Here is a 7,976-nt window from a genome sequence, read left to right on the forward strand (position 1 = left end):
GCCCGAGACCCACAAGCTGCGGGATCGCCTGCTTGCCGATGGGGTGAACGGCGTGATCTATCCGTCCTTCATGTCGCCCGGCGGCACCTGCGTTGCGCTCTGGCGCTGGAACGAGGATGGCGCGCCGCGCCTGGAGGTCGTCGACCCCGACCGTCGTCTGCCGAAATCGCCGGCATCCTGGCTTTAGGGCAACTCAGATGGGCGAGTAAGCTCGTCGACTGTTCTTATCAAACCCTGGTGCCGCCCACCGTCATCTGGTTCATGCGCAGATGCGGCTGGCCGACGCCGACGGGCACGCCCTGTCCGGCCTTGCCGCACATGCCGATGCCGGTGTCGAGCTTCATGTCGTTGCCGATCATCGAGACGCGGTGCATGGCGTCCGGACCGTTGCCGATCAGCATCGCGCCCTTGATCGGCTGCGTCACCTTGCCGTTCTCGATCATGTAGGCCTCGGTGCAGCCGAACACGAATTTGCCCGATGTGATGTCGACCTGGCCGCCGCCGAACGAGACGGCATAGATGCCGTTCTTGACCGAGGCGATGATTTCGTCCGGCTCCATGTCGCCCGCCGTCATATAGGTGTTGGTCATGCGCGGCATCGGCTGGTGGGCATAGCCTTCGCGGCGGCCGTTGCCGGTCGCCTTCATGCCCATCAGCCGGGCATTCTGGCGATCCTGCATGTAGCCGACCAGCTTGCCATCCTCGATCAGCACATTGCGGGCCGAAGGTGTGCCTTCATCGTCGACGGTCAGCGAGCCGCGCCGTTCGGGCATGGTGCCGTCGTCGACGACGGTGACCCCTTTGGCGGCGACCTGCTGGCCGAGCAGGCCGGCGAAGGCCGAGGTCTTCTTGCGGTTGAAATCGCCTTCCAGCCCATGGCCGACGGCCTCGTGCAGCATGACGCCCGGCCAGCCGCTAGACAAGACGATGTCGAAAGTGCCGGCCGGGGCCGGTATGGCCTCGAGATTGACCAGAGCTTGCCTGAGCGCCTCCTTGGCGGCGTGCTTCCAGCTGTCCTCGACCAGGAATTCGCCAAACGCCTTGCGGCCACCCATGCCGTAGGAGCCGCTCTCCTGGCGGTCGCCATCGCCGACCACGACGGAGACGTTGATGCGGACCAGCGGGCGGATATCGCGCACCATTTGGCCATCGGCGCGCACGATCTCGACATGCTGCCAGGATGCGGCGAGCGATGCCGAAACCTGCCGCACGCGCGGATCCTCGGCGCGCAGCCAGGCGTCGATTTCCTGCAAGAGCTTTGCCTTGGCCTCGAAGGAGGGCGAGGGGATCGGGTTCTCTTCGCCATAGAGATGGCGGTTGGTGCGGGCCGGTGCGGCGGCAAGCGTGCCGGAATAACCGCCCTTGACGGTTGAAACGGCATCGGCCGCGCGCAGCAGCGACGCTTCGGAGAGGTCGCTGGAATGCGCATAGCCGCTGGCTTCGCCGGCAACCGCACGCAGGCCAAACCCCTGGTCGGTGTTGAAGTTGGCGGTCTTCAGGCGGCCATTGTCGAACATCAGCGCTTCGCTCTCGCTGTATTCGAGGAACAGTTCGCCGTCATCGGCGCCGTTGATGGTATCGGCGACGATCCGCTTGATGCGATCGTCTGAAATGTCGAATTGGCCGATCAGGCTGTTCATGGCGCATCCGTTCACAGGAGGAATGGGTCTTTGCCACGATGTAGGCGCGAAGGCACGCCGAGACAATCGCTCTGCCGCATTGTAACGACAAAAGCGGTTTGCCAGCAGCCCGTCGAAGTCACTTCTGGTTGAAGCCGGTGATGTCGCCGGGCTTTCAGGGGAGGGCGGCGAAGCCGTCGGCAAAGCCCTTGAGGTCGACCGGGATGCCGATACCTTCTTCCGGGGTCTGGAAAACGATGAAGGTGGCCGACGTGCCGGTCTTCAGCGTGTCGAGAAGCGGCTTTTCGAGGATCACCTCGGCATAGCAGCCGTCCTGGAAGCAGCGCACGAAATAGGCGCGGCCGATATCCTTGCCGTCGACATTGAGGCCGAGCCCGTTGGGCAAAAGCACGCCGAGCGGCGCCAGCACGCGCAGGATCTCCGCCTTGTTGTCGGCGGTGCGCAGCACCACGACCGACAGTCCCATCTCCGGACGGTCCTCGGCGACGACGTTCTGCATCATCACGCATTGTTCCGAGGTGGCACCGGCCGGCGTGTCGCAGATGATCGACCATGCGCCATGTGTCGAGCGCACGGTGCCGCTCGGCTGCGCGGCGTTCGCCGTGCCGGACACGATCGCGGACAAGCCGATGCCAGACAGGGCGGCGAAAAAGATGACCTTCGCCCAGTTTCTCGAAAACCGAGAGTTTCTCGAAAGCCAGTAATTCATGACGGCTCCATTGCGAATCACGGCACTTTAAGCCGCGCCAAAGCCAAGTAAAGGACGAGACCGCACCAGGTCTGCCCCGAAAAAGCCAATTGGGCGCTTTTCCCTGCCAATTTCGCCCGAATTGCGACGTTCGGCACCTGCGGCCCGCGGGAATGCTGCTGCGGGCTCACTGTAGGCGATTCGGTGCTGCCGCGGCTGCCTCCAAAGGCATATCCGGGCTTGCGCGCAAAAATGCCGCACGGTTTCGTCCGCTCCTTTCTTGCGGAGGGAAAAAGAGTATGGTTTGAACCAGCTTGAAACTGTCGGGATTCCCGTCCCGGCATTGTTCGTTATTCTCGTGGGTACCGCAGCGAGGAACTGGGAGACGATGAGGGCGATGAGAAATTTCCTGGCAAACGCCAAGGTTCCAGCAAGTGCCAAGTTTCTAAGTGCTTGTGCCGCTGTCACGTTTTTCGCCGGCGCATCCGCCCATGCCGACCAGCCCAAGAACTGGGAGACAACCTTCCAGGCGCCGGCGACCGACATGATGCGGCAGATCGAGTGGTTCGGGAACTACACGATGTGGTTCATCGTTCCGATCACCATCCTGGTGCTGCTTCTCCTCGCTTATTGCATCGTCAGATTCCGTGCGAGCGCGAACCCGGTTCCGTCCAAGACCAGCCACAATACGCTGATCGAGGTGATCTGGACTGTCGGTCCGGTCGTCATCCTGCTTTGCCTGGCAATTCCCTCGTTCCAGCTGCTGACCGCGCAATACACGCCGCCGGAAGAAGCGAAGCTGACCGTCAAGGCGACCGGTAACCAGTGGAACTGGGACTACGAGTACCAGACCGAAAACACGCTCTCCTTCAATTCCGCGATCCTTCAGGACACCGACCGCGCCGCCGCCGGCAAGGAGGACCGCAAGGTTTATCCGCGCCTGCTCGCGGTCGACAATGAACTGGTGGTGCCGGTCAACACCATGACCCGCGTGCTCGTCACCGCGACCGACGTGATCCACTCCTTTGCCATGCCGTCGTTCGGCATCAAGATCGATGCCATTCCGGGCCGCACCAACGAGACCTGGTTCAAGGCGGAGAAGGAAGGTATTTTTTACGGCCAGTGCTCGCAGCTCTGCGGCAAGGACCATGCCTTCATGCCGATCGCCATCCGCGTCGTCTCCGATGCGCAGTTCAAGACCTGGCTGGCGGCAGCCAAGACCGATCTGCCCGGCGCCAACAAGACGCTGATGGCCGAGGTCGACGGCCAGAACAAGGTAGCGTCCGCCGGCAACTGATGCCGCGGGTTAGCAAGATTTAGGGAACGGAGCGGAACATGGCAGACGCTGCAGCTCACGACGGGCACGACCACAAGCCTTATCACGGCTGGGTCCGCTGGGTTTATTCGACCAACCACAAGGACATCGGCACGCTCTACCTGATCTTCGCGATCATGGCCGGCATCATCGGCGGTGCCTTGTCTGTCGCCATCCGCATGGAGTTGCAGGAGCCTGGCATCCAGATATTCAGCGGCCTGGCGCAGATGGTCTATGGCATGAACGGTGACGCCGCGATCGACGGCGGCAAGAGCATGTACAATGCCTTCGCCACCGCGCACGCCCTGATCATGATCTTCTTCATGGTCATGCCGGCGCTGATCGGCGGTTTCGCCAACTGGATGGTTCCGATCATGATCGGCGCGCCCGACATGGCGTTCCCGCGCATGAACAACATCTCCTTCTGGCTGCTGCCGCCGGCCTTCATCCTGCTGCTCACCTCGATGTTCGTGCCGAGCGCGCCGGGCGCCTTTGGCGTCGGTGGCGGCTGGACGCTCTATCCGCCGCTTTCGACCTCGGGCCAGCCCGGGCCGGCCATGGATCTGGCGATCCTGTCGATCCACATTGCCGGTGCGTCGTCGATCCTCGGCGCCATCAACTTCATCACCACCATCTTCAACATGCGCGCGCCTGGCATGACGCTGCACAAGATGCCGCTGTTTGCCTGGTCGGTGCTGATCACCGCCTTCCTGCTCCTGCTGTCGTTGCCGGTCCTGGCCGGCGGCATCACCATGCTGCTCACCGACCGCAATTTCGGTACCACCTTCTTTGCGCCCGACGGCGGCGGCGACCCGATCCTGTTCCAGCACCTGTTCTGGTTCTTCGGTCACCCTGAAGTGTACATCCTGATCCTGCCGGGCTTCGGCATCATCAGTCACGTCATCTCGACCTTCTCGAGGAAGCCGGTGTTCGGCTATCTCGGTATGGCCTATGCCATGGTGGCGATCGGCGCCGTCGGCTTCATCGTGTGGGCGCACCACATGTACACGACCGGCCTGTCGCTCGACACGCAGCGCTATTTCGTCTTCGCCACCATGGTCATCGCGGTGCCGACAGGCGTGAAGATCTTCTCCTGGATCGCGACGATGTGGGGCGGGTCGATTTCGTTCAAGACGCCGATGCTGTGGGCGCTGGGCTTCATCTTCCTGTTCACCATCGGCGGCGTCACCGGCGTCCAGCTGGCCAATGCCGGCCTCGACCGCTCGTTGCATGACACCTATTTCGTCATTGCCCACTTCCACTACGTGCTGTCACTGGGCGCGGTGTTCGCCATCTTCGCCGGCTGGTACTACTGGTTCCCGAAGATGACCGGCTACATGTATTCGCCCGTCATCGCCAACACCCATTTCTGGGTCACCTTCGTCGGCGTGAACCTGATCTTCTTCCCGCAGCACTTCCTCGGTCTCGCCGGCATGCCGCGCCGCACCATCGACTACCCCGATGCGTTCGCCGGCTGGAATTATGTGTCGTCCATCGGCTCGTATATCTCGGCCATCGGCGTCCTGATCTTCCTCTATGGTGTGTTCGAGGCCTTCCAGAAGAAGCGGATCGCCGGCGCCAACCCATGGGGCGAGGGCGCAACGACGCTCGAATGGCAGCTGCCGTCGCCGCCGCCCTTCCACCAGTGGGAACAGCTGCCGAAAATCAAGTAAGGCGGCTGCCCGCTCGAATACGAAACCGCCGGTCCGCCGGCGGTTTTGGCCAACGGATGATGGACTTAAGTACGCATGGCCCTTGTCGACGACCCATTGATTGACGAAGCGGGCTTTCGCATGTCGGAAGCGACGGCGGGCGATTTCTTCGCGCTGCTGAAGCCGCGCGTCATGTCGCTGGTGGTGTTCACCGCCTTTGTCGGCCTGGTCGCCGCACCCGTGACCATCAACCCTCTGCTGGCGGTGATCGCCATCCTGGCTATTGCAATAGGTGCTGGTGCCTCCGGCGCGCTCAACATGTGGTACGATGCCGACATCGATGCCGTGATGACCAGGACCGCCAACCGCCCAGTCCCCGCCGGTCGCATCCAGCCGCACGAAGCCCTGACCTTTGGGCTGGTGCTGTCGGTGCTGTCTGTGATGACGCTCGGCGTGCTGGTCAACTGGCTGGCGGCGACGCTGCTCGCCTTCACCATCTTTTTCTACGCCGTCGTCTACACGATGTGGCTGAAGCGCTGGACGCCGCAGAACATCGTCATCGGCGGGGCCGCCGGTGCCATTCCGCCCGTGATCGGCTGGGCCGCGGTGACCGGGACAGTCAGCCTCGAAAGCATTGTCTTGTTCCTGATCATCTTCCTGTGGACGCCGCCGCATTTCTGGGCGCTGGCGCTGTTCAAGTCCGAGGACTATGCCAAGGCCGGCATTCCGATGATGCCCAACGTCGCCGGCCACGCTTCGACCCGCCGCCAGATCTTCGCCTATGCGCTGGTGCTGGCCCCGGTCGGCGTGCTGCCGTGGCTGCTTGGCTACACCACGCCGTTCTATGGCGTGGCCGCCCTGCTTCTGGGAGTCGGTTTTGTCTGGTACGCGTGGAAAGTGCTTAGCATGGCCGACGATGACCGCGTCATGAAACCGGCCAAGGCCCTGTTCGCCTATTCGCTGCTTTATCTCTTCGCCATCTTCGCTGCCTATCTGGCCGACAGCGTTGTCGAACGCGCGCTTGCCATGGGTGGAGCATGACCATGATCGAGGAAAAGCTCGAGACCGTCACGTTGACCGAGCGTCAGAAGAAGGCGCAGCGCAGCCGTTCTATCGCCATCGGTGTGGCGCTGGCGCTGCTGGTGGTCATTTTCTACATCGCGACGATCGTGAAGTTCGGCCACAATCTGGGCACGATGTGATGAGCGTCGGGACCTCCAAAAAAGCGGCTGGCAAGAACGGCAACGTCATCGTCGCGGCTGTCTGCCTCGCCTTTTTCACCGGCATGATCGGCATGGCCTATGCCGCGGTCCCGCTCTACAAGATGTTTTGCCAGGCGACCGGCTATGGCGGCACGACGCAACGTGCCGAGAAGCAGTATGCCGGCCGCGTGCTCGACCGCGAGATCACCGTCCGCTTCGATGCCAACATCGCTGGCGTGCCGTGGGAGTTCCAGCCGGTCCAGCGCTCGATGACGATGAAGATCGGCGAGACCGTGCAGGCGCACTATCAGGCGACCAACAAGTTCGATCGTCCCGTGACCGGCCGCGCCACCTTCAACGTGCAGCCTGAACTGGCGGGTCCCTATTTCAACAAGGTCGAGTGCTTCTGCTTCACCGACACGACGCTGAAGCCCGGCGAGACACTGGACATGCCGGTCCTGTTCTACGTGGACCCCGACATCGTCAATGTGCCGGAACTGAAGGACGTGAAGACGATCACGCTGTCCTATACGATGTTCCCGGTCGAGAAGGCCAAGCCGGTCGCCTCCTCGGAGCCGGCCAAGGGCAATAGCAAGACAATTTCGAATACCGAAGCAAATCTCGGGGGTTGATATGGCAGACGCGCACGCAAAACCACAGCATGACTATCATCTCGTTGACCCGAGCCCGTGGCCTTTCCTGGGATCGGTAGGCGCACTTGTCGCCGCCTTTGGCGGCGTCTGCTTGATGGAATACCTGAAGGGCGGCTCGTTCCCGATCTTCGGCTTCAACATCGCCAATCCATGGCTGTTCTTCATCGGTCTCGTGATCATCCTCTACACCATGTTCGCCTGGTGGTCGGACACGATCAAGGAAGCGCATGAGGGCCATCACACGCGTGTCGTGTCGCTGCATCTGCGCTACGGCATGATCATGTTCATCGCCTCGGAGGTGATGTTCTTCGTTGCCTGGTTCTGGGCCTATTTCGATGCCAGCCTGTTTCCGAGCGAAGTCCAGCAATATGCCCGCACCGCGTTTACCGGCGGTGTCTGGCCGCCGAAGGGCATGGAAGTTCTCGACCCCTTCCATTTGCCGCTCTACAACACCGTCATCCTGCTGCTGTCCGGCACCACGGTGACCTGGGCGCACCATTCGCTCATCCATGGCGATCGCAAAGGCCTGATCAACGGCCTGGTGCTGACTGTTGGCCTCGGCATGCTGTTCACCATGGTGCAGGCGTACGAGTACATGCATGCTCCGTTCGCCTTCAAGGATTCCATCTATGGCGCCACCTTCTTCATGGCGACCGGCTTCCACGGTTTCCACGTCATCATCGGCACCATCTTCCTGTTGGTCTGCCTGATCCGGGCGATGAAGGGTGATTTCACCCCCAAACAACATTTCGGCTTCGAGGCGGCCGCCTGGTACTGGCACTTCGTCGACGTGGTCTGGCTGTTCCTGTTCGCCTCGATCTACGTC

The 7,976-nt window shown here is 62.0% G+C and carries 9 protein-coding genes; 7 read left to right on the forward strand and 2 right to left on the reverse strand.

Annotation, left to right across the window (positions count from 1 at the left end; all coding sequences use genetic code 11):
- Positions 1-187 (forward strand): RES domain-containing protein (locus EN984_RS14390; protein ID WP_164765473.1); only part of this gene is annotated, 187 nt, incomplete at its 5' end.
- A 40-nt stretch (positions 188-227) separates the two neighbouring features.
- Here the strand turns inward: EN984_RS14390 and tldD are convergent.
- Together tldD and EN984_RS14400 are read right to left on the reverse strand one after the other, a co-directional pair.
- Positions 228-1,640, reverse strand: a complete 1,413-nt coding sequence (gene tldD / locus EN984_RS14395; RefSeq protein ID WP_127270324.1) for a metalloprotease TldD — start codon at positions 1,638-1,640, stop codon at positions 228-230.
- A gap of 154 nt (positions 1,641-1,794) precedes the next feature.
- Entirely contained in the window at positions 1,795-2,349 is a 555-nt protein-coding gene (locus EN984_RS14400) for an invasion associated locus B family protein (RefSeq protein WP_013532781.1), read from the reverse strand.
- Between the two features lie 259 nt (positions 2,350-2,608).
- On the opposite strand from EN984_RS14400, the gene coxB reads away from it, so the two are divergent.
- From coxB to EN984_RS14430, 6 genes are all read left to right on the forward strand, one after another.
- A complete protein-coding gene (gene coxB, locus EN984_RS14405) occupies positions 2,609-3,625 on the forward strand; it encodes a cytochrome c oxidase subunit II (protein ID WP_164748750.1) in 1,017 nt (338 codons plus the stop codon).
- Between the two features lie 38 nt (positions 3,626-3,663).
- Complete coding sequence (gene ctaD, locus EN984_RS14410) at positions 3,664-5,316, forward strand: cytochrome c oxidase subunit I (RefSeq protein ID WP_023808611.1); 1,653 nt, start codon at positions 3,664-3,666, stop codon at positions 5,314-5,316.
- Positions 5,317-5,391: 75 nt separating this feature from the next.
- Positions 5,392-6,336 (forward strand): heme o synthase, encoded by a 945-nt coding sequence (locus tag EN984_RS14415; RefSeq protein WP_127270323.1) that lies wholly within the window; start codon positions 5,392-5,394, stop codon positions 6,334-6,336.
- 2 nt (positions 6,337-6,338) lie between these two features.
- Positions 6,339-6,497, forward strand: a complete 159-nt coding sequence (locus EN984_RS14420) for a hypothetical protein (protein WP_013532777.1) — start codon at positions 6,339-6,341, stop codon at positions 6,495-6,497.
- Positions 6,497-7,129 (forward strand): cytochrome c oxidase assembly protein, encoded by a 633-nt coding sequence (locus EN984_RS14425; RefSeq protein ID WP_127270322.1) that lies wholly within the window; start codon positions 6,497-6,499, stop codon positions 7,127-7,129. Before EN984_RS14420 ends, EN984_RS14425 begins: the two co-directional genes overlap by 1 nt.
- A gap of 1 nt (position 7,130) precedes the next feature.
- Positions 7,131-7,976 (forward strand): cytochrome c oxidase subunit 3 (locus EN984_RS14430; protein WP_164765474.1); only part of this gene is annotated, 846 nt, incomplete at its 3' end.

The organism is Mesorhizobium sp. M7A.F.Ca.CA.004.12.1.1 (assembly GCF_003997835.1).
Taxonomy (GTDB): domain Bacteria; phylum Pseudomonadota; class Alphaproteobacteria; order Rhizobiales; family Rhizobiaceae; genus Mesorhizobium.